This window comes from Oribacterium sp. KHPX15, assembly GCF_900107835.1.
Classification (GTDB): domain Bacteria; phylum Bacillota; class Clostridia; order Lachnospirales; family Lachnospiraceae; genus Oribacterium.
In genome coordinates this window covers 1-25,556 of record NZ_FNRG01000015.1, presented here as the reverse complement: position 1 = coordinate 25,556, position 25,556 = coordinate 1, and the positions used below count along the sequence as shown (strand labels likewise).

Annotated in this window: 15 protein-coding genes; 1 reads left to right on the top strand and 14 read right to left on the bottom strand. The window is 45.6% G+C overall.

The features are described from left to right. Positions 1-53: 53 nt before the first annotated feature. The 10 genes from BLV86_RS10135 to BLV86_RS10090 form a co-directional block, all read right to left on the bottom strand. Positions 54-1,007 (bottom strand): ABC transporter permease, encoded by a 954-nt coding sequence (locus BLV86_RS10135; RefSeq protein WP_090816794.1) that lies wholly within the window; start codon positions 1,005-1,007, stop codon positions 54-56. Then, positions 1,000-2,481 (bottom strand): ABC transporter substrate-binding protein, encoded by a 1,482-nt coding sequence (locus BLV86_RS10130; RefSeq protein WP_090816791.1) that lies wholly within the window; start codon positions 2,479-2,481, stop codon positions 1,000-1,002. The genes BLV86_RS10135 and BLV86_RS10130 overlap by 8 nt, the downstream gene beginning before the upstream one ends. 127 nt (positions 2,482-2,608) lie before the next feature. After that, entirely contained in the window at positions 2,609-3,544 is a 936-nt protein-coding gene (locus BLV86_RS10125) for a carbohydrate ABC transporter permease (protein ID WP_090816788.1), read from the bottom strand. Positions 3,545-3,791: 247 nt separating this feature from the next. Continuing rightward, a complete protein-coding gene (locus BLV86_RS10120; RefSeq protein ID WP_090816785.1) occupies positions 3,792-5,171 on the bottom strand; it encodes an MATE family efflux transporter in 1,380 nt (459 codons plus the stop codon). Positions 5,172-5,315: 144 nt separating this feature from the next. After that, positions 5,316-6,908, bottom strand: a complete 1,593-nt coding sequence (locus BLV86_RS10115; protein WP_090816781.1) for a CTP synthase — start codon at positions 6,906-6,908, stop codon at positions 5,316-5,318. A gap of 473 nt (positions 6,909-7,381) precedes the next feature. Next, positions 7,382-12,103, bottom strand: a complete 4,722-nt coding sequence (locus BLV86_RS10110; RefSeq protein ID WP_090816778.1) for a glutamate synthase-related protein — start codon at positions 12,101-12,103, stop codon at positions 7,382-7,384. Positions 12,104-12,353: 250 nt separating this feature from the next. After that, positions 12,354-14,462: a glutamine synthetase III family protein gene (locus BLV86_RS10105; RefSeq protein ID WP_031552336.1), complete on the bottom strand. Its 2,109-nt coding sequence runs from the start codon at positions 14,460-14,462 to the stop codon at positions 12,354-12,356. Between the two features lie 194 nt (positions 14,463-14,656). Continuing rightward, the gene (locus BLV86_RS10100) at positions 14,657-15,259 is read right to left on the bottom strand and encodes an ANTAR domain-containing response regulator (protein WP_049962387.1); all 603 of its coding nucleotides are present in this window, start codon (positions 15,257-15,259) and stop codon (positions 14,657-14,659) included. Positions 15,260-15,417: 158 nt separating this feature from the next. Further along, positions 15,418-16,632: a glutamine synthetase family protein gene (locus BLV86_RS10095; RefSeq protein ID WP_090816930.1), complete on the bottom strand. Its 1,215-nt coding sequence runs from the start codon at positions 16,630-16,632 to the stop codon at positions 15,418-15,420. Between the two features lie 133 nt (positions 16,633-16,765). Beyond that, on the bottom strand, positions 16,766-17,968 hold the full coding sequence (locus BLV86_RS10090; RefSeq protein ID WP_090816775.1) for an LL-diaminopimelate aminotransferase: 1,203 nt from the start codon (positions 17,966-17,968) through the stop codon (positions 16,766-16,768). A 380-nt stretch (positions 17,969-18,348) separates the two neighbouring features. On the opposite strand from BLV86_RS10090, the gene asnB reads away from it, so the two are divergent. Further along, positions 18,349-19,935, top strand: coding sequence for an asparagine synthase B (asnB, locus tag BLV86_RS10085; RefSeq protein ID WP_090816772.1), 1,587 nt, complete (start codon positions 18,349-18,351; stop codon positions 19,933-19,935). Between the two features lie 84 nt (positions 19,936-20,019). On the opposite strand, the gene BLV86_RS10080 is transcribed toward asnB, so the two are convergent. From BLV86_RS10080 to BLV86_RS10065, 4 genes are all read right to left on the bottom strand, one after another. Further along, the gene (locus tag BLV86_RS10080; RefSeq protein ID WP_029201201.1) at positions 20,020-21,282 is read right to left on the bottom strand and encodes a GntP family permease; all 1,263 of its coding nucleotides are present in this window, start codon (positions 21,280-21,282) and stop codon (positions 20,020-20,022) included. A gap of 144 nt (positions 21,283-21,426) precedes the next feature. Continuing rightward, positions 21,427-22,557 (bottom strand): glycerate kinase family protein, encoded by a 1,131-nt coding sequence (locus tag BLV86_RS10075; protein WP_090816767.1) that lies wholly within the window; start codon positions 22,555-22,557, stop codon positions 21,427-21,429. 228 nt (positions 22,558-22,785) lie between these two features. Next, positions 22,786-23,946, bottom strand: a complete 1,161-nt coding sequence (locus tag BLV86_RS10070; RefSeq protein ID WP_029201203.1) for a CdaR family transcriptional regulator — start codon at positions 23,944-23,946, stop codon at positions 22,786-22,788. Positions 23,947-24,112: 166 nt separating this feature from the next. Beyond that, positions 24,113-25,279 (bottom strand): M20 metallopeptidase family protein, encoded by a 1,167-nt coding sequence (locus BLV86_RS10065; protein WP_090816764.1) that lies wholly within the window; start codon positions 25,277-25,279, stop codon positions 24,113-24,115. Between the last annotated feature and the right edge of the window lie 277 nt (positions 25,280-25,556).

Here is a 25,556-nt window from a genome sequence, read left to right as displayed (position 1 = left end):
AGCCGGAGGGCATCCATTGGATGCCCTCCGGCTCTATCCTGACTGAATCCTGGTTACATCAGACTGCTGTCCCTGTCTATGGCAGCGATGATGTTATTGGTCACCATCAGGAGTACAAAACCTACCAGGCTCTGTAAAAACGATGCTGCTGCGGAAAAGCTGAAGTTTGCCTGCTGCATGAGAGCCTTATAGACATATACGTCCAGGGTCTGTGTGACTCCCTGCAGGGAGCCGGAGTCCATGGGCACCTGATAGAAAAGTCCAAAATCCGAATTAAGTATATTCCCGACACTCAATATAAAGATAGTACATATGGTCGGAGTGAGATGCGGTAAAGTGATATAGTGCACCTTTTGCATAAAGGTGGCTCCGTCAAGATCCGCACTCTCATACAGGGTCCTGTCGATGGAAGTAATGGCACAGAGATAAATGATCATGCTGTAGCCTGCAGACTTCCATACTCCGAGAATAATCAGAAACAATCTCCAGCACTTTGGAGTCTGATACCACTGGACAGCCGTTTTGCCGAAAAAGCCGAGGATATGATTGACAGTTCCTTCATCTGTGGCAAGAAAAGCATATACCAGATACCCTACTATGACCCAGGACAGAAAGTACGGAAGAACCATAACCATCTGAATGGTGCCCTTTAGTTTTTCGCTATGTAATTCAGTAAGAAAAACAGCCAGAAAAACAGGTATAACTATGCCAAGTATGATAAAGATAGTGTTATAGAAAAGAGTGTTAAACATTATCCCGGGCATGTCCGAAGACCGGAGCAGAAATGAAAAATTTTCAAATCCCACCCACTTGCTGTTCACAAACAGATTTTTATAAAGTGATTCCCCGGGGACAGGCGTAAATCTTTTAAACGCAAAGCATATTCCGAACAGGGGAATATAGCAAAAGCAGATGAACCATATTATGGCCGGAAGCGCCATAAGCGTCAGGGCACGATTCTTCTTTTTTGAGTAGCCTATTTCTTTCTTTACAGAAGCTTTATTCATGATTAAGTTTTTCCCACTCCCTAAGCTGCTGCCTTACATCCTCCACCAGTTCCTTCATGCCTGCCTCTTCCATTCGCTTTTTTATCACCGGAAGTACCTTATCAGGATCGCTTGTACCGGTGATGAGCTCTGTCTTATAGTCACTGTAGATTGCATTCAAAGCGGCAATGATATCTTCTTTTCGGGCCTGATCATAGGCAAAGCCATTGATTGCACTGTATATACCGTCTGTTTTGTATTCCTCAAATACGCCCTTCCACTGATCCGGGTCCGCCAGAAAAGTCCTGCTGACAGATTCCACGGAAGCAGCGGCTGAAGCTCCGGTCTGATAAAGGGCGGTATTGTATCTGCTGAGTCCTGTATCGGTTCGAAGGACGGTACCGTTTTCCAGATATTCAAAATGCTTGCCTTCTATACCGTAAGCAAGTATATCCCTGAACCTTTTGTCTGTGCTGAGCAGTTCAAGATACTTAAGGCATGCTTTTGTATGCTCGTCATCACAGGCTGCACATATACTGATCATGGCACCCTGTTCGCTGGAACGGGACAAAAACGGACCTTCATAGATTGAGGTTTTGACATTAAACCCCCAGTTCTCGGGATTTGAGTATCCCTGATATCCTTTCCAGGCAACTCCGAAACGAACCGGAATGGATTTATCCGAGGTCGTTGATTCTATGGTTGCGGCATCGGGATGAATGTACCCCGCCTTATACCACTTGTGTAAGAGCCTGAATCTGTCCATCAGCTGATCGCACTCGTAAAACGGGATCACATTTGAGGCTTCATGACCTTCACCAAAAGGCAGCACCACCAGAGTCTGGACTACCCTCTCCACAGAATTCATATATCCCGGTATCCCGCCCTTGGTCATATCCAGGGGATACCTGCCCGGAAAGTCCTCCTTGTAAGCCTTAAGGAAGGGTTCTATATCCTCAAAATTCATTCTTTCCGGGATGACCATCCCCTTCTTTCCTTCAAAATAATCGGAATTTATGCGGAACATTTCTTCGGCACCCATATCCTTAAGAAGCGGAATCCCATATATTCTCCCGTTAACCGTTCCGGCTTCCCAGAAGGGATCAACGTAATCATATAGTGCAGGTGTCTCAGTCTTCACTAAATCCGTTACGTCACGATAAAGCCCGGCTGTAGCTCCTTTATCAAACGGGTTTACCCATGAAGAGGTAAAGACCATGTCATAATATTCCCCGGAGGCCATCATCAGATTAAGTTTATCTGAGGGCTGAAATTCAAGATTTACTGTAACTCCTATCTTCTCCTTCGACACGGCATTGGCAGCCTCCACCACTTCTTTTATGTCGAGAGGAACATCCGAGGCCTGGTAGGTAACCCATCGAAGGACAATGCTGTCATCGTTTTTTCTTGTGGCTTCGCAGCCTGTAAGCATAAAAACAGAAAGCGATATCGCAAAAAATACAGCCACTATCCTATTTATAAATTTACGCAGCATACCAATCTCCTATTTAAGCTCATGTTTTTCGCCGTTTATTTCTGACATTCAGATACCAATCTAATTGGCTCCTATATGAACCCATGCTTTTCGGCACTGATAATGATGAAAATCACGCCTGTCCATATCAGCCCTTTATGGCTCCGACTGTCATTCCTCGCTTCAAAAACTGTTGGAAGAACGGAAGTATCAGCATCACCGGAAGTATAACCACCACTACCATGACCATTCTGATGGTGATGGTAGGCGGAGTATAGGCATTCATTCCCGAAAGATACTGGGTATCTCTGACGAGAGTCTGAATGCTTCGATCCATATTTACAAGAACATACTGGAGCGGATAAAGCTCTGTGTGATTACTGTCAAGATACAAAAGCGATGGATACCAGCTGTTCCAATAGTTGAAGGTCTGGAACAGGGCAACTGTCATGATGACAGGCTTCGCCACGGGTGCCACTATGAGTCTGAATATCTGAAAATGGCCGGCTCCGTCCAGCTCCGCTGCTTCTATGAGGGAATCCGGTATGGCATTCTGAAAGTAATTTCTCAGTATCATGATGAACCAGGTTGAACAGAGATTTGGCAGAATAAGGGCATAATAAGAATTACTCAAATGAAAAATCTGGGTGTTCACCATATAGGACGACACAAGACCACCGGAAAAAAGCATTGGAATCATAAGAAAAAGAAGGATACCTCTTCTCAATTTATACTCTTTTCGGGATAATGCATAAGCTATGGGACACATGAGCATAAGGCCGAAAACAACACCGGCTGCAGTTATCAAAAGGGAATTCAGAAAGGCTCTTCCAAGAAAGCCACCGGAATTAAAGAGGTAGCCGTAAGCCTTCAGAGATAATCCTTTTGGGAAAAAGCTGTACCCGATTTCATTTATGCTGTCCTCAGAGGAGAACGAAATAATGATAACCAGAAGTACAGGAAGAAATATGAACACGGCAAGAACTATATAGATAAAGCTGACTATGGCATTCATCCTTTTGGAGTAAGAACTGTTTTCCGGGCTTACATATCGGTTTATATCTTTAAATTCATTTGCTGCCATGATCTCCCATGCCTTTCCATCGGTTAGATTATTTTGTGTCTCCCGATAAGATTTCTACTTTCTTTATACTATCGGTTGTTTTATTAATAACTATAACGCACAAAAAATGATTATTTTATATTGTTCTATCATAAAGAAAAGGGCATGATCCGAAGATCATGCCCTTAAACCCGGAACCTTTCACGAGAGCACATTCATTCATAACAAAGCGGCAAAACGCACTGTGTTCTGCCGCTTAATTCTTTTTTCAGAACCTCCCCTTCTTCCTGTACCATTTATAGAAGCCGATGCAGATCAGAGCGCTGAGAAGCGAGCCTGCGGGAGCCGCAAGTCCCATGGCATACAGTGAATCAGGGCTCAGCTCTGTGGCGAGCCACGCTCCCGGGATACGCACCAGAAGCACAGACAGCACGTTGTGTACGAAACTGAGGACAGAAGCATTGCAGGCGCTGAAATATCCGGAAAAGGGGAAATGTACTCCCGCCACGATGCAGTCAAGTACATAGGTTCGCATGTACTGAACCGAAAGCTCCCGTACCACAGGATCCGATGTAAACATTGAAAAAACAGGGTCTGAAATGAACTGAAAAAGTACCGCGAATATGAGTCCGATACCGGCAGACATCATTACCCCGTATTTCAGGGTCTGACGTGCCCTTTCTCTGTCTCCCGCTCCTATGGACTGAGCTGCAATGGTAGAGACAGTCGAAAGCATACTTGAAGGCACCAGGAAAAGGAAGCTGATGGTCTTCTCAACTATGCCGACCGCCGCGGATATATCCACTCCTCTCCGATTGGCGATCACGGTGATGACCAGGAAACCGATCTGAACAAATCCGTCCTGACAGGCGATGGGAACACCGATGCCGAGTATCTTTTCAAGGATCTTTCTGTCCGGCATGAAATCAGCCTTATGTACAACAAAGAGCCTTTTCTTCACTATGGCCATAAGGGCAATGACTACACTCACCCCCTGAGCCAGCACTGTACCGAAGGCCGCACCGGATGCCCCCAGTCTCATGGGTCCCATGAAGATAAGATCAAGAACTATATTCACAAAGCAGGCGATGGCGATAAACCTAAGGGGACTCTTTGAATCTCCCATGCCTCTGAAAATGGAGCTCAGTATGTTGTAGGCTACGATAAACGGAATCCCGGCGAAGCAGATGGTGAGATAACTAACGGTTCCGGGCACCGCCTCAACAGGTGTAGAAAGGACCGAAACTATGGGATGGATGGTCATAAGCAGTATCACCGTAACTATCAATGCAGCTCCCGTGAAAAGAGTCACGGTATTTCCTATGGTACAGCTCACTTTCCTGTCATCCTCCGCTCCCACATACCGGCCTATCATGACCGTAGAGCCCATGGCGAGTCCCACAAGCATCACCGTCACCATATGCATGACCTGTGAGCCTATGGACACGGCGGATATGACCTCCGATCCGTTGAACTGCCCCGCTATAAAAAGATCTGCAAGCCCGTACAGGGTCTGCAGGAAATAACTCAGAAGATAAGGCAGTGAGAACCATATCATATTGTGAAGAAGGTTTCCCTTAGAAAGATTGTGTTGAGCCATGATGTCTCCCTTACCCGCCCCGGAGCCGCCGGTCAGAATAGCAGTCATCTTTTTTCTGCGGCCCTTCGATAAAAAAGCGTTTGTTCCAATCATTTTAAGGAACAAACGCTTTTTTCACAATATCATTTTCTCTATACCAGTTATTCTCAAAAAGATTACCTGCATTTTATCAGGCTGCCTCAACACATTTCTTTAGTTTAATGCAGCCTCAATAAGTCCCCTGAAAAGAGGGTGTGCTTTATTGGGTCGTGATTTAAATTCGGGGTGTGCCTGTGTTGCAACGAAATAGGGATGCTCCTTAAGCTCGATCATCTCAACTATATGACCGTCCGGGGACTGTCCCACAAGCATCATTCCGGCTGCTTCCAGATCTTCCCTGTAATCATTGTTAACTTCATATCTGTGTCTGTGACGCTCGGTTATGGAAGTAGTTCCGTAAAGTCTTTCCGGCTTTGAACCCTCTCTCAGCTCACATGGATAGGCTCCGAGACGCATGGTTCCTCCAAGGTCTGTGACTGTTTTCTGTTCTGGCATAAGATCGATGACAGGATGTGTGGTCTCCGGCTTAAATTCCGTGGAGTCTGCATCCTTCCAGCCGAGAACATTTCTTGCAAATTCTATGATGGAAATCTGCATTCCCAAACAGATTCCGAGATAAGGTATCTTATTCTCACGGGCATACTGCGCCGACATAATCATGCCTTCGATTCCGCGCTGACCGAACCCGCCCGGGATGAGGATGCCGTTAACCCCCTTTAATAAAGTGGCTGCTCCCTCCTTTTCAACCTCTTCGGAATCCACCCAGCGGATGTTTACCTTTGCATTATTTGCGATGGCGCCGTGCTTAAGTGATTCCGCAACGGAAAGGTAGGCGTCGTGAAGCTGAGTATACTTTCCGACGATGGCAATAACGGTTTCCTTTTCCGGATGACGGAGATTCTCCACCATTGCCGTCCAGGAAGTAAGGTCAGGCTCCGGGCATGGGAGGTGTAGACATTCGCATACTGACTGTGCAAGATGCTCACGCTCCATAAGAAGAGGAACCTCGTAAATAAATTCTGCATTGGTGTTCTGAAGCACGTGGTTTGATGGCACGTTACAGAACATACCGATCTTCTCTCTTATGTCCTGAGGAATCGGATACTCGGTGCGGCATACAAGGATATCCGGCTGAAGTCCGAGACGCTGAAGCTCACGAACGCTCATCTGTGTGGGCTTTGTCTTAAGCTCCTCGGAGGCATGAAGGTACGGCACGAGTGTCACATGTATCATGATGGCATTTTCACGTCCGATATCATGCTGGAACTGACGGATGGCCTCAAGGAAGGGCTGAGACTCGATGTCTCCCACTGTGCCGCCTACCTCAATGATGGCAATGCGATCCTCGGAAGGATCCTCTGAGCGGTAGAAATCGGACTTTATCTCGTTTGTGATGTGAGGTATGACCTGAACTGTGTGGCCTTCATACTCACCGTGACGCTCCTTGTTAAGAACAGACCAGTAAACCTTTCCTGATGTGATATTGGAACGGTGATCCAGGGACTCATCGATAAAACGCTCATAGTGACCGAGATCAAGATCAGTCTCGGTGCCATCATCAGTTACAAAAACCTCACCATGCTGGATGGGGTTCATGGTACCCGGGTCAATGTTTATATATGGATCAAATTTCTGCATGGTCACCTTGTAGCCCCTTGCCTTAAGAAGCCTTCCAAGGGAAGCTGCAGTAATGCCCTTTCCGAGTCCTGAAACTACACCACCGGTTACAAAAACGTACTTGATCATAGAGTCCCCTTTCAAAATACAAAAAAAAGAGGTGACAAAGGCCAGGGACCTTTTAAAGTCCCTGTGACACCTTTGTCACCTCGTGATATCTCTAAAAAACATGAAGATGATACAATCAAATCATATATTTGTAAATAGGGTTTTTACTATTTATTTTAGGTTTATAAATTGGTCGCTCCTTGACCTATAATCTGTTTTTAGAGATATAGGTCATATAGAATCAAGATCTTCATTGACTCATATTCTGTTTTTTGGAATATAGGTCATTCAGAATCAGGTTCTTCATTGACTCATATTCTGTTTTTTGGAATATAGGTCATTCAGAATCAGGTTCTTCATTGACTCATATTCTGTTTTTTGGAATATAGGTCATTCAGAATCAGGTTCTTCATTGACTCATATTCTGTTTTTGGAGATATAGGTCATTCAGAAAAGGTCTGACCTCCCCTATACCCCCTCCTCAGTTCAGCCCTTTAGCTAAACAACAGCTTAAAGGCTTCCATCTCCGCATCCTGCGGTGAAGAGCCGCTGTCCTCAAAATGATTTACAGCGTCCTGCACCTTCTGGTAATCGTTCGGAACTATCTTCTTGAAGCTCGGAAGGAATCTGTCGAAATTATCAAGTATTTCTTTTCCAAGCTCGGAGCCGGTCTCCTGAACATAGTCCTTAATTATGGCCTTAAGCTCCTTCACGTCGTATCTTTCCGTCACCTCCCGGAGCTGTACCATATCCTTGTTGAGCTTCAGATACAGTGAATGGTCTTCATCAAGAACATAGGCGATACCACCGGACATACCTGCCGCAAAGTTCTTTCCTGTGTGCCCGAGGATAACCGCACGGCCGCCGGTCATGTACTCAAGACCGTGGTCACCGCAGCCCTCAGCCACCGCCGTGGCACCGGAGTTTCTCACGCAGAAACGTTCTCCGGCTATACCTTCAACATAACACTTTCCGGAGGTTGCACCATAAAGCGCCACGTTACCGATGATAATGTTTTCGGACGGACGGAATGCCCTTCCTTTAGGCGGTGTCACGATAAGCTTTCCGCCGCTTAAGCCCTTTCCGAAACCGTCATTGGCATCACCGTGAAGCCTGATGGTGAGACCCTTAGGGATGAAGGCACCGAAGGACTGTCCTCCACCGCCGTAGGCTTCCACAACAAAGGTATCATCCTGGAGCTCCCGGGTCTGTTCACCCATCCAGTAATTATCTGTTATCTCAGAACCCAGGATGGTTCCGAAGGTACGGTTGGTACTTGAAACCTTAACCTTCTCCTCATGATGCTCACCCTTCTCTAAAGCCCCCTTGAATTTAGGCAGAAGTACGTCTTCGTCCAATGTCTTCTCCAGATGGAAATCGTAAACATGTTCCGGATCGAAATGGCGTACATTCTCCGGAAGACTTGCGAACTCAGGGTCGAGTATGGCTGAAAGGTCTACCTTTTTGGCACGGTCGGTAACATTGGCACGCTCCTCGGAAAAAGTCAGGCAGTCGGTACGTCCAACCATCTCCTGCACAGTTCTGAAGCCAAGCTCTGCCATGATTTCACGGAGCTCCTGAGCTATAAACTTCATAAAGTTCATAACATACTCCGGCTTGCCCTTGAACTTTGCACGGAGTTTGTCGTTCTGGGTGGCAACTCCGAAGGGGCAGGTATCTTTATGGCAGACTCTCATCATCATACATCCCATGCTCACAAGAGCCGTTGTGGCAAAGCCGTACTCCTCGGCACCGAGAAGGGCTGCGATGGCAACATCACGACCGGTCATAAGCTTACCATCCGTCTCCAGCATTACCCTGTTGCGAAGTCCGTTACGGATAAGTGTCTGGTGAGCCTCAGTGATTCCCAGCTCCCAGGGAAGTCCCGCGTGATGAATGGAAGTCATGGGGGCCGCACCGGTTCCTCCGTCATAACCAGAGATCAGGATGACCTGGGCACCTGCCTTGGCAACACCGCAGGCAATGGTTCCCACACCGTTTTCCGAAACCAGCTTCACCGAAATCCTTGCACGGCGGTTTGCATTCTTAAGATCATAAATAAGCTGCGCCAGATCCTCGATACTGTAGATATCGTGATGAGGCGGCGGTGAGATCAGGGATACACCGGGAGTTGAAAATCTGGTCTTTGCGATCCAGGGGTAAACCTTCTTTCCCGGAAGATGTCCGCCTTCGCCCGGCTTTGCGCCCTGAGCCATCTTTATCTGTATCTCACTTGCGGAATTAAGATAGGATCCCGTAACGCCGAAACGTCCCGAGGCCACCTGCTTTATGGCAGAATTCCTCTCTGTTCCGTATCTTGAAGGATCCTCTCCACCTTCGCCCGAATTTGACTTTCCGCCAAGGCGGTTCATGGCAACGGCCATAGTCTCATGGGCTTCCAGGGAAATGGAGCCGTAAGACATTGCACCTGTCTTGAAACGCTTCACGATGGACTCCACAGGCTCAACCTCACTGAGAGGAACCGGCTTATTTTTTGGAGCGAATTCCATGATGCCTCGAAGGGCATGGGGAATAGGTGCATCATCTATCATGGCGCTGTATTCCTTAAACCTCTTGTAGTCCCCCTTCTGCACTGCCTGCTGCAGTGCCTTTATGGTCTTTGGAGTATAAAGGTGTTCATCCTTATCTTTAACATTGCAGAAATTTGCCATCCTCAGCTTCTGAAGCTTTTCATTTTCCTCCCCGGAAGCCTCTAAAGAGATCTTCCTATTCTTAAGGGCGGGTACACTGTAAAACATTGACTCATCCCCATCTGCCCCATTGAGTCCCAGAGGATCAAAGGCCAGCTCATGCCTCCAGTTTACGCCTTCGGATATTTCTTTTATGCCGATGCCTCCTACCCTTGAAACAGTGCCTGTAAAATACTTGTCCGTAAACTCACGGCTAAGCCCGATGGCTTCAAATATCTTCGCCGACTGGTAGGACTGGATGGTGGATATACCCATCTTCGCCGAAATCTTTACTATGCCGTGGAGGACCGCCTTGTTGTAGTCTTCGATAGCCGTATGTGTGTCCTTGTCGAGATATCCTTCATCGATGATCTCGGCTATACACTCATGTGCGAGATATGGATTGATGGCACGGGCACCAAAGCCAAGGATCGCCGCAAACTGATGAACATCTCTCGGTTCTGCAGACTCGAGAATAAGGGAAACCGCAGTCCTCTTCTTTGTAAGCACCAGATGCTGTTCAACGGAGCTCACAGCAAGCAGCGAAGGGATGGCAACGTGGTTTTCATCAACTCCCCTGTCACTGAGGATGATAATGTTGCAGCCTCTCTGATAGGCACGGTCCACAGTGATATTTAACTGCTGGAGGGCTCTTTCAAGAGAAGTATTCTGGTAGTAAAGCAGCGACACAACAGCTGACTTGAAGCCAGGAGCTGAAAGCTCTTTTATCTTCAAAAGCTCTACTCCCGTAAGGATAGGATTTGTTATCTCCAGAACCCGGCAGTTCTCCGCCTTTTCCTGAAGGAGGTTTCCGTCAGAGCCAAGGTACACAGTTGTATCCGTAACTACCTTTTCACGAAGTGAATCGATGGGAGGATTTGTAACCTGGGCAAAAAGCTGCTTAAAATACCTGAACAGGAGCTGATGCTTATTGTCAAGCACGGCAAGGGGTGTGTCATGTCCCATGGAGGCAGTGTCCTCAACACCATTCTGCGCCATGGGAAGGATTATGGACTTCACATCCTCATGGGTGTAGCCGAAAGCCTTGTAAAGCCTGTCTCTCTGCTCCCTGTCGTGGGTTTCCACCTTGTGGTTCGGGATCCTGATATCCTCAAGATGCAGAAGATTTCTGTCAAGCCACTCTCCGTAAGGATTCTTCTCGGCATAATACTTCTTTATCTCGGAATCCGATACTATCCTTTTCTGTCTGGTATCCACAAGGAGCATACGCCCGGGCTGAAGTCTTGACTTATCTACGATATGCTTTGAGTCAATATCAAGAACTCCCACTTCAGAGGCAAGGATCAGTCTGTTATCGTCGGTAATGTAATATCTCGAAGGTCTGAGTCCGTTTCGATCCAGAGTTGCTCCCACTACATCTCCATCGGAAAAGATAATGGCTGCAGGACCATCCCAGGGCTCCATCATTGTCGCATAGTAATGATAAAAATCCCTCTTATCCTGGTCCATAAAGCGGTTGTGCTTCCAGGGCTCGGGAATGGTCACAGTCATGGCAAGGGGCAGCCCCATGCCGTTCATATACATAAATTCCAAAGTATTGTCCAGCATGGAGGAATCGGAACCGTTTCGCTCCACCACCGGGAATATCTTCTCAACCTCTTTATCCAGGAACGGACTCTGCATGGTTTCTTCGCGGGCCAGCATTCTGTCAATATTTCCCCTGATGGTATTGATCTCACCGTTATGGGCAAGCATACGGTAGGGATGGGCACGATCCCAGCTGGGAGTTGTATTGGTGGAGAATCTTGAATGGACTATAGCAATGGCAGTTTTATAGTCAGGATCCCTCAGATCATCATAGAAAGCACGAAGCTGTCCCACCAGAAACATTCCCTTATATACGATGGTTCTGGAGCTCAGAGAACAGATATAGGTGTCCTCAGAGGACTGCTCGAACTCACGTCTCTGAACATATAACCTTCTGTCAAAATCAATGCCTCTCTCCACTCCCTCAGGTCTTTCAATGAAGCACTGCTCTATACAGGGCATGCAGTCCAATGCTATCTTTCCCAGAATCTCGGGATGCGAGGGAACCGGTCTCCAGCCAAGGACAGTGAGCCCGTTCTTTTTTGCGATGACTTCAAACATCCTTTTTGCGAAGGTTCTCTTCTTTTCATTCTCAGGGAAAAAGAACATTCCAACGCCGTAATCTCTTTCTTCTCTAAGCACAATTCCGGCTTCCTTTGCTGCCTTTTTAAAGAAATCATGACTTATCTGGAGAAGTATACCTACACCGTCTCCCACCTTACCTGTGGCATCCTTTCCGGCACGATGCTCCAGCTTTTCCACTATATGAAGGGCATCATCAAGGACCTTTCCGTCCTTTGTACCGTCAATGTTTACGACTGTACCTATTCCGCAGGCATCATTGCCAAGCTCCTCAGGGTGTCCCGAGGAAACCGGTCTCCATAATGTATTGTGGCCGCGGAGTTCTTCCGGAACTATGAAGCAGTTACCGGCAGTTACATTGGCGGCCTCCTGATTTGTATTTTGATAATTCTCCATTTATATTCTCCTCACCTATTAACGCTGCTATTTAAACCTTAATAGCTGCCACGCCAACCCATTTGATGATTAACACCTTCAAGATATATCTGTTCATCACTTTTCCCATATCACTAAGGAATAAAAGTCCTATAGTACAAATCAAGCAGGAATGATACCGCCCACGATCAAAAAACAAGTCGTAGGCAGCATCCACTCCTGCAGGATCTGCCCTGCAGCTATGCAGGAAATCTTTGTCTTATGTATGTTCTTATCTCAATGAGAAAAGAAGCTTTGAATAGGTCGGATATGGCAGGCAGCTTTCCGGGATCATGCTTTCTGCATGGTCAACATGTGCTCTAAGCTCCTCCATGTCGCTCAGTACCTTGTCATGGTAAGCTCTCGCCTGTGAAAGGCTGTCACCGAGTCCCTCTGTAAAGTGAAGGTCTTTTTCCAGTTTCTCTATGCCCTTGCTTATCTCAACTGCCTCTGCATCAAGCTTTGCAAGGATGCCTGTTTCAAAAGTGCAGGCTACATCTGAAAGCAGCTGTTTCTTGGAAAGTGCAGTAGCTGTAACCTCTGTCTGATATTTGAGAAGACCTTCTGTAAAGTCCTTCTTAACCATCTCAAGCATGGTCAAAGCTTCGATACGGATGGTCTTTGCGTAGTTCTCAAGGAATATCTCATATCTTGAATCTATTTCTGATTCGGTAAATACATGATGCTTTATGAAGAGCTGTTTGTTCTTCTCGGCAATAAGTCTCGGCATAGCTTCCGGAAGTGACTTAAGGTTAAAGAGACCTCTCCTCTCGGCTTCCTCTACCCACTCGTCTGTGTAGCCGTTTCCGTTAAATACTATTCTTCTGTGCTCCTCAATGAGTTCCTTAATAAGCTTTCCGGCCTCTTCCTCGATGTTCTCAGGTGCTGTTCCCGAAAGTCTGTCTGCAATCTGATCGATAGCCTCAGCAACAGCGGTATTAAGGACGATGTTAGGGTCTGCAACTGAAAGTGAGGAACCGGGCATACGGAACTCGAACTTGTTTCCTGTAAATGCGAAAGGCGATGTTCTGTTACGGTCGGTGTTGTCCTTTCTGAAATGAGGAAGTACGTGTGCACCTGTTTCCATCTGGGTTGCAGCATCCGACTTGAAATCAGCCTCACCATTTTCGATGGATTCAAGTACCCTCTCGAGGGCATCACCTACATAAACGGAAACGATAGCCGGAGGTGCTTCGTTTGCGCCAAGTCTGTGATCATTACCGGCAGAAGCAACGGACACTCTCATGATATCCTGATACTCATCGATAGCCTTGATAATTGCAGCAAGGAAAAGCAGGAACTGAGTGTTCTTCTCAGGGTTCTTGCCGGGATCCAGAAGGTTCTCGCCCTCTGATGTGATCATTGACCAGTTGTTGTGCTTACCGGAGCCGTTGATTCCCTCAAATGGCTTTTCGTGAAGTAGACATGCGAAATTGTGCTTGTCGGCAACCTTCTTCATCATCTCCATGGTAAGCTGGTTATGGTCAACTGCAATGTTTGCAGTCTCAAATACAGGTGCAAGCTCATGCTGTGAAGGTGCAACCTCGTTATGCTTGGTCTTTGCCGGGATACCCAGTTTCCAGAGCTCCTCATCAAGGTCATGCATGAATGCTGAAACCTTTGGCTTCAGAACTCCGAAATAATGATCCTCCATTTCCTGTCCCTTTGGAGCAGGAGCACCGATAAGTGTACGTCCTGTAAGAAGAAGGTCTTCTCTCTCCTTGTAGAGATCCTTGTCGATAAGGAAATATTCCTGCTCTGAACCAACAGTCGTGTCAACTCTTGTAACTCCTGTTTTTCCGAGAATATGAAGAAGCTTTGTGGCAGATTCACTTAAAGTCTCCATGGATCTGAGAAGCGGAGTCTTCTTGTCGAGAGCTTCACCTGTGTATGAGCAGAATGCTGTCGGTATGTACAGTGTTCCGTCCTTTATAAATGCAGGAGAAGAAGGATCCCATGCAGTATATCCTCTTGCCTCAAAGGTAGCTCTCAAGCCTCCTGAAGGGAAGGATGATGCATCAGGTTCACCCTTTACAAGCTCCTTGCCGGAGAACTCCAGAAGTACTCCTCCGTCTGAGGTAGGGGTAATGAAACTGTCATGCTTCTCAGCTGTGAGTCCTGTCATAGGCTGGAACCAGTGAGTAAAATGGGTAGCTCCCATTTCCAATGCCCACTCCTTCATGGTTGCGGCAACAGTATTTGCCACATCTATTTCAAGATGTGAACCATTCTGTATGGTCTTGTGAACAGCCTTATAAATATCCTTAGGAAGTCTCTCCCTCATTATCTTGTCGTTAAATACAAGGCTTCCGTAAATGTCAGAAATTGTAGATGTACTCATAAATTCTCCTCCCTCATTGTAAACATACATAATTAAGTGATTTATAAATATAAAAAAAGAGGACAATGACGCAGTTTATCAAACCGAACGTCATTGTCCTCTTTAGTTATCATGTTATTGAATTGTTTTATAAAAACCTTTGCTTATGAATTTCGACATTCATGATATTAAGGAATCTTAAACATAGGTGTTTATTACAGATTGGTGACTATCCTTCCGTTTTCACGGATGACCTTTATTGCAGCTTCTCTTCTTGTGATGGAAGCATTCATGGCCTCTTTTTCAAGATATTTATGTGCCTCAGGCTCAGTCATGCCGCCTCTTTCGATGAGAAGGCATTTGGCTCTGGTCACATATTTCTCATCTTCAAGCTTTCGCTGAAGCTTCTGATTTTCTTTTAAAACCCTTTGTACCTTATGACTCACTGTGCTCAGCATCTGCACTGATGATGTGAACAATGCCGGGTTCACAGGTCTCGCCATAACCATGATTCCGGAATCCCCGGAACGGTACTGAACCTCCTGGTAAACGTCTTTGTTCACCAGCATAAGTATACTCATGGCCTGATATTTTGCTGCGATTTCCAATGCAGCCTGAAGACCAAACTCATCCGGAAGAGGGGTATATATGATCAAGAGATCAAAACTCTCTTCCATAAGCTTTTGCTTAACCTTTGTCATGGACGGCTGAAATGACAACTTGCCAAATCCTGAGGGCAGAATCCCTTTGATCTGGGTCGCCACTTTTTCCATGGCAGCCGCAATCAGCACACTGCTCCCTTTCTCCGCTCTCTCCATGTTAATCTCCCTAAACGGTACTTTTGCAGTACCAAGAATCCTAAAACAATCAGTTCATACGCCCGAAATATGATTTCGGACTTCTCATTCCCCGGTCCTGACTCCGGGAGTTTCAACTTGGATGCCTATGCCACCATTGGCATCACCAGATACATATTCTAAACTTCCTCTCCTGAATACGCTGCGAGATATCCTTCAGGAATAAGTGTCCTTACAAACTCAGAGTCTCTTGCATAGGCTATGGCTTCATCAAGGGACTGCGGTAATCTCTTAAGTTTATCAGTTATGGAAGTGTCTGCCTTGAAAAGATTTACATCCAAAGGCTCCATTGGCTCAAGCTTTCTCTCAATGCCATCGATTCCTGCGTATATAAGGAGCATAAACGCAAGATAAGGATTTGCGGTTGGATCAGGTGATCTGAGCTCAATTCTCTTTTGATCTGATCTTGTGGCAGGTATACGGATAAGCTGTGAACGGTTTTCAGCTGACCAGCTTACGTACTTTGGTGCCTTCATATCACCAAGTCTCTCGTAGCTCTCCCTTTTTGGATTAAGGAAAAGTGTGATCTCTCTGATATGATCAAGTATTCCCGCCATAAAGTTGTCGGTATAATCCTTTCCGTCTTTTGACCTTACGGAAATGTTTATATGCATACCGTTTCCCGGCTCATTGGTGAGAGGTTTCGGGCTGAAGTCTGCCCATACACCATCTGAATTCGCTATGGATTTTACCACCCATTTAAAGGCTGAAGCATTATCCGCAGCCTCAAGAGGTTCCGCATAACGAAAATCTACTTCGTTCTGTCCCGGACCCATTTCGTGGTGACTGGCCTCAGGTCTGATACCCATGTCAACCAGAGCGAAGCTGATCTCCCTTCGGATATTCTCACCGTGATCCTCAGGTGCTATATCCATGTAGCCTGCATTATCCTGAGGTATCTTGGTGGGCTCACCTTTTTCATCAAGCTTAAAAATGTAGAACTCCACCTCTGTGCCGATATTAATAATAAAACCTTTGTCCTCGGCCATTCTCACCGCCTGCTTCAAAAGCCAGCGACTGTCCCTCTGAAACATGCTGCCATCAGGATACTCTATATCACAGAACATTTTTGCAACCCGTCCATCGATTGGTCTCCATGGAACTATGGAAAGTGTTGTGGGATCCGGTCTCAGGAAAAGATCCGAGTGAACCTCTGCTCCGAAACCTGCCACGGAACTTGCATCTATACTTATGCCTTCGGTAAATGCTCTCCTAAGCTCATCCGGCATGATGGCGATATTCTTCTGAACTCCAAATACATCAAAGTACGCGAGTCTGATAAATTTGACATTTTCATCCTCAACAAATTCAAGGACGTCTTCATATGAATTCATTTTTTCCACCTCAAAATCATCATAGGTACTGAATATTGTATTACTGAAATTCATTGTAGTAAACTCGCTTTTCTAAAATAATCCCGTCCGGAAAACATCGGATGCGCGTAGGCACATCTTTCCGTTTTCTACATTACTTTACCAATTGACCAACAAATTCTTCGAAGCGCCTCATAGCTTCCCTGGTGTTATCGTGTGTCGAAAATGCGGTGAGTCTGAAAAAATTTGTTCCGGATTTTCCGAAGCCGGCCCCGGGGGTTCCGACTACGTAAGCTTCTTTAAGGAGCTTGTCGAAGAAGTCCCAGCTGTCCAAATCTCCCGGACACTTTAACCATATGTAAGGGGAATTCTTTCCGCCGGTGTAGTAAATACCAAGCTTATCCATGGTATCTGTTATGATTTTCGCATTATCACGATAATACTGAATGTTTTCTTCTATTTCTTTTTCACCCTCCTGAGAGAATACGGCCTCTGCGCCTCTCTGGGTGATGTAGCTTACGCCATTAAATTTTGTGGTCTGTCTGCGGAGCCACATTTTATTGAGATTTCCTTCACCTCTTGTGAGGGTATCGGGAACCACTGTGTAACCGCATCTTGTTCCGGTAAAGCCTGCCTTCTTTGAAAGGCTGCAAAACTCTATGGCTACTTCTCTTGCTCCCGGAATCTCATAAATGCTGTGAGGATAGTCACCGGTTATAAAGCACTCATAGGCTGCATCAAACAGGATTATGGAATCATTCTCTCTTGCGAAATCAACCCATTTCTGCAAGCCCTCTCTGTTATAAACCGCCCCGGTAGGATTGTTGGGGCTGCAGAGGTAAATGATGTCTGCTTTGTATTCAGGTGCCGGAAGCGGGAGGAAGCCATTGTCCTCTGATGACATTGCAAGGATTATCTTTCTTCCGTCCATCATGTTGGTGTCTACATATACCGGATAAACAGGATCTGTAACAAGGACAGTATTGTCTTTATCGAAAAGATCCAGTATGTTGCCAAGGTCTGACTTTGCACCGTCGGAAATGAATATTTCGTCAGGATTAAGTTCCACTCCAAATTTTGTATAGTAATTTCTGATAGCTTCCTTAAGGAAATCATATCCCTGCTCAGGCCCGTAGCCTCTGAAGGTTTCAGGCTTGCCCATCTCTCCGGCTGCCTTAATCATGGCATTAACAACGGTTTTTGGAAGAGGTCTCGTCACATCTCCGATTCCCATGCGGATAAGCTTATCTGAGATATCAGGATTTGATTCCTGCCAGGTACGGATGCGCCTTGCAATCTCAGAAAAAAGATAGCTCTCATTAAGCTTCAAAAAATTCTCATTTATACTTGCAGACATTTTAAATGCTCCTGTATATTATTCATTCTTTACGAGTCTTACGCATAGCTCTGCTGACTCAAACATAAAGAAAAGGACAACACACCCCTGGTATCATAACCGGGACGCCGTTGTCCTTTGTCATCATTATACGAACCACAAAATACTTGTCAAGGTTATTTCGGATTGCAAAAATTTATACAAGCTATTCCTTGACATTTGTTTTTTACTGCGCAATAATCACTAACCATAAAGACGGCAACGATGTCGGTTTAACCACCGGGATCTTTGCCGTCTTTTTTGTTTTCAGGTTTGATGAATTAAGCCCGGTCAGAACATTGTAAAGGTCCGTAAACATTAAACCAAAATCCTATAACTATCTTATTAGGGAGTATCAGATTATGTGTAGTATCATTGGTTTCTGTGATAAGCGCGCACAGTATGAAGTTGTTAAAACTGCGCTTCTTAAAACAACCTCCAGAGGTCCGGATGCCTCAAGGATCATCGACACAGGTAATGGTTTCCTTGGCTTCAATCGACTTTCTATCATGGGACTCAATGATGCCGGCATGCAGCCTTTTGAACTTGACGGCTCATATATCGTATGTAACGGAGAAATCTACGGTTTCCGCAAATTAAAGGAAATGCTTATAAAGAAGGGTTACACCTTTAAGTCAGATTCCGACTGCGAAATCCTTCTGCCCCTCTATAAAGAGTTTGGAACAGATATGTTCAGAATGCTGGATGCTGAATTTGCCATGGTTATCTATGATGCAGAAACAGAATCCTACATCGCAGGAAGGGATCCTTTCGGAATCCGTCCCCTTTACTATGGAGAAACCACAGACGGTGTTCTCTCCTTCGCTTCCGAGCCCAAAAACCTTGTGGGGCTTTGCCATGAAGTTAAGCCATTCCCGCCGGGACACTACTACAAGGACGGCGAATTCATTTGCTACTATGATGTTTCCAAAGTAAATAAATATAATAAGCAGGATGATCTTGATGCCATCTCAAAAAACATTCATGACCTTCTTATAAAGGGTGTAGAGAAGCGTCTCGATGCGGATGCTCCTGTCGGTTTCCTGCTTTCCGGAGGTCTCGACTCTTCTCTCGTTTGCGCTATTTCCGCAAAGCTTCTGAACAAGCCCATTGAAACCTATGCCATCGGCATGGACATTGACGCCATTGATCTTAAGTATGCAAGAGAGGTTGCGGATTACATCGGATCAAACCACCACGAAGTTATAATTAACCGTAATGATGTTATAAATGCCATCGAGCCGGTCATTGAAGCTCTGGGAACCTACGATATTACAACCGTAAGAGCTTCCATAGGTATGTATCTCTTATGTAAAGCCATCCATGAGCAGTCAGATATCCGCGTACTTCTCACCGGTGAGATTTCCGATGAGCTCTTCGGATACAAGTACACAGATTTTGCACCGTCTGCAGAGGAATTCCAAAAGGAAGCTGAAAAGCGTGTCCGTGAGCTCCATATGTACGACGTTCTCCGTGCGGACCGCTGCATCAGCGTAAACTCCCTTGAGGCACGCGTACCTTTCGGCGATCTGGCATTTACAGACTATGTAATGCATATCGACCCCGAAAGAAAGCTTAACACTTATAACAAGGGTAAATATCTCCTTCGCCACGCCTTCGAAGAGGATCATATCCTTCCCGAAGACATCCTCATGCGTGAAAAGGCTGCTTTTTCCGATGCGGTAGGTCACAGCCTTAAGGACGACCTGGCAGAATTCGCAGAGGCCAGCTACACTGATGAAGAATTTGAAGAAAGATGCGAAAAGTACACTCATGCAACACCTTTCACCAAGGAATCTCTCCTTTACAGAGACATCTTTGAGAAATACTATCCCGGTCAGTCCGGAATGGTAGTTGATTTCTGGATGCCAAACAAGACCTGGCCGGGTTGTAATGTTAACGACCCTTCAGCCCGCGTTCTCAGTAACTACGGTGACTCCGGAAAATAAAAAGATTCGAAAATATGAAATACCTGTCTGATGCATATATTTAAGGAACCTCCGGAGACTATATCAATCTCCGGCGGTTTTAAGTTAATGAATCATTATATACATTACAACCGAAACCACAGTACTTGTAAGACCGATGATGGCTTCGTAAGGAATCAGTTTCATGCGCTCACTGATGGTAAGGTTTACTGCACCGCCTGTTGCGTGGAAGAAGGAACCGTGTGGCAGGGAATCCAGCACTGTTGCTCCGGCATGGATCATTGCTGCTGCGGCCAATGCTGAAACACCGTTAGCAAGGAGTGTAGGAGCAAAGGTTTGTGAAGCAACGGTTGCTCCAGCTGTGGTTGATGCTGTAGCTGCTGCCATAAGTATTCCTGAAAGCGGAGCCAGAACGAAAGCCGGCATATTCATTGCCTCAAGGAGGTTTGTCACATCATACTGTAATGCAGAAGCCTTTATGATACCTGCGATTGTACCGGTACCTATAAGAAGGATTGATACACCGATCACCTTGCTGAGACCAAATTCCATATACTCGATACAGTTTTTGACTTTACCGGTTGCAAGCATACACACAAAACCTCCCACCGGAAGTGCGATCAAAGGATCAATAGCTATTCCTGCGATAGGACGTAATGCAAGCATCACTATAACCACAACCGGACCGAGTACTGCAGGTAAAAATGCAGGAAGGTTCTTTTCGCCTGTAGCTTCCATGTCATCGGCTGTGATCTCTCCTCCGCTCTTTTTAACAAGCATGGAAGCCAGAATGATGGACACTATAAGAGCAAATACTGCAGGAACTGCATTTCTCATCATTACTGCTGTAAGATCCTGTGAAAATGCCTCTGATACTGAAATTGTATTGGGGTTCGGGGAAATAATGTTTCCGGCCTTTCCTCCACCAATCATAGCGATAAGGATGCCGCTTTTTGAAAGACCTGCTCTCTTTCCTATTGCCAAAGCTATGGGAGCAACCGTAATTACGGAAATATCTATAAATACACCAACCGCACAGATAATCATGGTGGCTATGGCAATTGCCGCCACAGCTCTCTTTTCACCAAGCTTCTCAACAATGGTTTCTGCGATTTTCTCTGCAGCTCCTGTTTTGATCAATGTTCCTGCCAGGATTCCGCTGGTGAGAATTCTGAGAACCGATGACATCATTGAGCCTGCTCCGCTGACCATGGTGCTTACTGTTATGGAAAGACCACCTCCGCCGATCAGACCTCCGATCAATGCTCCGAGAATAAGACTATATGCCGGCTGGACCTTTTTGATGATAAATATTATCGCAACAGCCAGTCCGATAATTGCTCCTAAAGTTGTAAATTGTGCTTCCATGGTTACTTCCTTTCGTTATCTATCTACTCATCTATTAACACAGTTTTTGAGCCTTAACATCTGACACACAGATGTCAATCCAATCGACCATTATCGTGGTCGCCATACCACCTTGATTTCTAAAAAATCAAAAAGAATCATTCTTTATAGAGATATGTTGATCATCCGGAACATTCGAACAGCTCCCTTATAGTAAAGCTCTTCTGCCCTATCCAGAGCTTCCGACAGAGGCATTGGCCCATCCACCGTAGTCATGATGGAATTGATTCCATGCTCGAATATTCCTTCATAGCCTTTTCCGAGACCGCCGCAAAGGGCTGCAACCGGAATCTCATGGCTCTTTGCTCTGTCTCCGACTCCCTGCATTACCTTTCCGAAGCAGCTCTGCCAGTCTGTTCTGCCTTCTCCGGTAACTATCAGGTCCGCACCTTCTATAAGTTTATCAAATCCGATGAGATCAAGCACTGTCTCGATACCCGACTTCATCTCTGCATTTAAAAATATTTTAAGCGCCGTACCAAGTCCGCCTGCTGCTCCCGCTCCTTGTATATCATCGGGATTAATTCCAAACTCCTTTATGATCACATCCCGATAATTACACATGCCTTTCTCGAGGCGTTCCAGAATTTCGTGGGTTCCACCCTTCTGTTTTCCAAATGTAAATGTGGCTCCGTCTTTTCCGCAAAGAGGATTTGTAACATCACACATAACCGTGAAACGCGCCTTCTTTGCTCTCTCATCCAAACCACTCATATCTATATGAGCGACCTTCTCAAGCTCGCTGCCCTTGCCTTCAAGTACGTTTCCGTTAATGTCCAAAAACTTTACTCCCAGGGCACTCGCAAAGCCCATGCCTCCGTCATTGGTTGCCGATCCGCCGATGGCAATGGATATATCCTCGAATCCTTCATCCAGCGCCGCCTTAACAAGCTCTCCGGTTCCATAGGTTGTGGTGTTAAGAGGATTCCTCTTATCCTCCGGAACCAGGGGAAGTCCTGAGGCCTGTGCCATCTCAAGAATTACCTCGGAATCACTAAGCTGTCCATAATAAGCTGTGACATCTTCCATCAGAGGACCGTGTACTTCCTTATAGACCTTTTTGCCTTTTCTGGCCAGAATAACGGCATCTGTTGTTCCCTCTCCGCCATCCGCAACAGGGATACCCATAGTCTCACAGGGACCAAATACCTCATGCGCTGCTTTTGTAAGTAATTCAATGGTTTGTTCGCTGGACAATGTGCCTTTGAAAGAATCCGATGCAAATACCAGTTTCATAGTCTGCTCCTTTTTTGTTACGACATACCATAACGATTTATGCAGTTTGTTAAGTTCATTGCATAAAATCGTTAGTTTCTATTGTTCTGAGTCACTCATTTATTAACTATATCTATATTTTATTTAAAATTTCTGATTTGGATAGAACTTCCGAGCATAAAAAGAGCGCATATATTTGTGTCTGCTACACAAAACATGCGTTCCGTATAAGTTTGCCCATTGTATACATTAGCCAATGAGATACATGTACAAAAAATCCATGAATCCCCGGTCCCTTGCACTTTCCAATGGATTAATGCCCAAATAATCCTTCATTTTGTTGTATCTGTACATCAGTGTATTTTTATGGATATAGAGCTTTTTGGATGCTTCAGACAAATTATAGTTTGATTCTTCCAGAGCTCCGATCATTTCGGTCAGCTGCTTTATCTGATCCTCTTTAAGTCTGCTTTTATATATGTAAAAAACCTGCTGAAGCTCCTGCCTCGAAACCAGTGAATGAAAATACTCCTGCACATGATCCATGAAGAATATGATTTCTTCTGAAGAATTTATATGGGATTCCAGCCACCGGCAGTGGCGAAAGGCATGATAGTACCTGGAAAAAGTGGTCTGAAGTGAACCTACATAAAAAACTGCACCGATGCCGGCTTCTTTCAGCTGTCTGATGGTGTACTCAAGATATATCGAAATCTCTTCTCTGTAATCAGTAAGATTCCTGTGTCCATCGACCTTTACCGTCTTAAATACCAGAAGGTGGTTGTCATCCATTACAAAACTGAAATCCTGGACCCAATGTCCTTTTCCCTGTCTGAGAACGGCAAGCACTTCATCAGGCTCCATAGCTTTGTTTCCAGACCTATCAGTTTTTCCAATCTTCGCGAAATTCAATTTACATAAAATCGGAACTCTGACCAGTGACTCATCATATTCCAACTGCTTTGCGATGCTTCTGATCTCAGCTGCATCTGCATATTCCGCCTGGGTTAAAAGATTCAGGAAATGTTCTTTCCTGCTTCTTCTGAGGCGAATGCTCTCCTGCTGCTTTTCAAATTTAAGCATGGTCTCAATGGCCATACGGGTAATGAGCGCAACATCATGTATCTGATCCGGATCTCCGGTAACTCCCACAACTCCTTCTTTACGCCCATCGCAAACTATAGCCATATTTATGCCCGGAAGCACTCCGGGGAATAATGAATCTTCCCGAACCACCAGAACATCCTGTGAACTGTGAATAACTCGATTCGCAGCTTCGTGGTACTTTCCCACACGTTCCTGATCCCGGCTTGCTATGATCACTCCCGATTCATCCATGATGTTAATGTTGTAGCCCGTATATTGGGTGACCTGCTCGATAAATTTTCTTGCTAACTCAGGTTCGATCATGAGAGGATTTTCCTTTCTGCAAAGAAATCAGCTTTAAAAACATCCCAACCCATCCACGCAAGGAGCAACAATTGATTTGCGTGATGATAAAATTCATTTTGAAGAAGCTATGACAAAACCATTTGACATTGGGGCTTTTGGCATTCTCGTTATGCCAATTATTTCATCAGTAATCCAGCGCCAACTTTGCCATGAGGACTGCACCCCGACAGAGGACAGCTTCATTTCCTTTATAATGGGCTGAGTGAAGAGGCCAAACCTTATCACCTTCATCTGTGGTTCCCAACCAGTAAAAAGCTCCCGGAGTTTTTTCGAGATAAAAGGCAAAATCTTCTGCAGTCATGGCCGGTTTATCAAGTCTTATGGTGTCTTCTTTTCCAAAAAGTTCTTCTGCCTTACATAAAACGTAATCTGCCATTTCAGGGTCATTCATAACAGCATTATAACCATGTTCATAGGTCAGTTCTCCGTCTATGGAGAATGCTATCTTTATCCCTTCAAATATTTCTTTTATACGCTTCTCGGCAGTTTCTCTGATATTTTTCTCGAAACTTCGCACAGTTCCTTCAAGCCTACAGGAACCCGGCACGACATTATACCTGGATCCAGACTGAAAAGTTCCTATGGTTATAACTCCTGACAGCATAGGATCCATATTTCTGCTAACCACAGTCTGAACAGCATTAACAAACTGACAGCCTGCAACCAGCGCATCATTTCCCTGATCCGGCATGGCGCCATGGGAGGTTTCTCCCAGAAACTCTATGGTGAATCTGTCAGAAGCTGCCATCTGTGGGCCTGCTTTTACACCAATTTTTCCGGCGGGAAGGTTTGGCCACACATGAAGTCCGAAGACCGCATCTGCATTCTGAAGCGCACCTTCCGCGATCATGTTTCTCGCACCGCCTCGGGGATTAAATTCTTCCGCCGGCTGGAAAATGAGCCTCACGGTTCCTTTCAAATCCTCCTGATGAAGTTTCAAAAGTCTCGCTGCTCCAAGAAGCATGGTAATGTGATGATCGTGGCCGCAGGCATGCATTACACCGCTATTTTCGGAAGAAAAAGGAAGACCCGTGTCCTCGGTTACCGAAAGTGCATCCATGTCTGCTCTGAGACATACAGTTTTTCCAGCTTCCTTTCCTATTATTTCCGCGAGAATCCCGTGACCCCCAACATTGGTCCTAATTTCATAACCTCCTATATCTGAAAGCTCCTCCAGGATTTTTTTTGAAGTTTCGACTTCCTGAGTCGAAACCTCTGGGTGCCTGTGAAACCAGCGCCTAAGATCTATAAGATGGGATTCGAACCCTTTTGCCTCATTAATAAGATCCATAAATTCTCCTTCTTGCTGCCGCTACATACTTCGTAGCCATTATAACACCGCAGTGTCTATTTGTAACAGTTCAGCCAGGATGCCTTATTTTCGCAGTGAACAAGGCATTACATTGATCCATATTCCGGTTACCAGCATTTGAGTCATCCTAAATGGCAGGTTATAATGACTTAATTTCAGGTAATCAGGATTTGGGTCATCCTGAATAGCAGGTTACATTGACTCAATTTCAGGTAATCTGGATTTGGGTCATCCTGAATGGCAGGTTACATTGACT

Bases quoted from the DNA above. Each gene is read 5' to 3' on its own strand.
- BLV86_RS10135 (WP_090816794.1), bottom strand. From the start codon at position 1,007: ATGAATAAAGCTTCTGTAAAGAAAGAAATAGGCTACTCAAAAAAGAAG.
- BLV86_RS10130 (WP_090816791.1), bottom strand. From the start codon at position 2,481: ATGCTGCGTAAATTTATAAATAGGATAGTGGCTGTATTTTTTGCGATA.
- BLV86_RS10125 (WP_090816788.1), bottom strand. From the start codon at position 3,544: ATGGCAGCAAATGAATTTAAAGATATAAACCGATATGTAAGCCCGGAA.
- BLV86_RS10120 (WP_090816785.1), bottom strand. From the start codon at position 5,171: ATGACTGCTATTCTGACCGGCGGCTCCGGGGCGGGTAAGGGAGACATC.
- BLV86_RS10115 (WP_090816781.1), bottom strand. From the start codon at position 6,908: ATGATCAAGTACGTTTTTGTAACCGGTGGTGTAGTTTCAGGACTCGGA.
- BLV86_RS10110 (WP_090816778.1), bottom strand. From the start codon at position 12,103: ATGGAGAATTATCAAAATACAAATCAGGAGGCCGCCAATGTAACTGCC.
- BLV86_RS10105 (WP_031552336.1), bottom strand. From the start codon at position 14,462: ATGAGTACATCTACAATTTCTGACATTTACGGAAGCCTTGTATTTAAC.
- BLV86_RS10100 (WP_049962387.1), bottom strand. From the start codon at position 15,259: ATGGAGAGAGCGGAGAAAGGGAGCAGTGTGCTGATTGCGGCTGCCATG.
- BLV86_RS10095 (WP_090816930.1), bottom strand. From the start codon at position 16,632: ATGAATTCATATGAAGACGTCCTTGAATTTGTTGAGGATGAAAATGTC.
- BLV86_RS10090 (WP_090816775.1), bottom strand. From the start codon at position 17,968: ATGTCTGCAAGTATAAATGAGAATTTTTTGAAGCTTAATGAGAGCTAT.
- asnB (WP_090816772.1), top strand. From the start codon at position 18,349: ATGTGTAGTATCATTGGTTTCTGTGATAAGCGCGCACAGTATGAAGTT.
- BLV86_RS10080 (WP_029201201.1), bottom strand. From the start codon at position 21,282: ATGGAAGCACAATTTACAACTTTAGGAGCAATTATCGGACTGGCTGTT.
- BLV86_RS10075 (WP_090816767.1), bottom strand. From the start codon at position 22,557: ATGAAACTGGTATTTGCATCGGATTCTTTCAAAGGCACATTGTCCAGC.
- BLV86_RS10070 (WP_029201203.1), bottom strand. From the start codon at position 23,946: ATGATCGAACCTGAGTTAGCAAGAAAATTTATCGAGCAGGTCACCCAA.
- BLV86_RS10065 (WP_090816764.1), bottom strand. From the start codon at position 25,279: ATGGATCTTATTAATGAGGCAAAAGGGTTCGAATCCCATCTTATAGAT.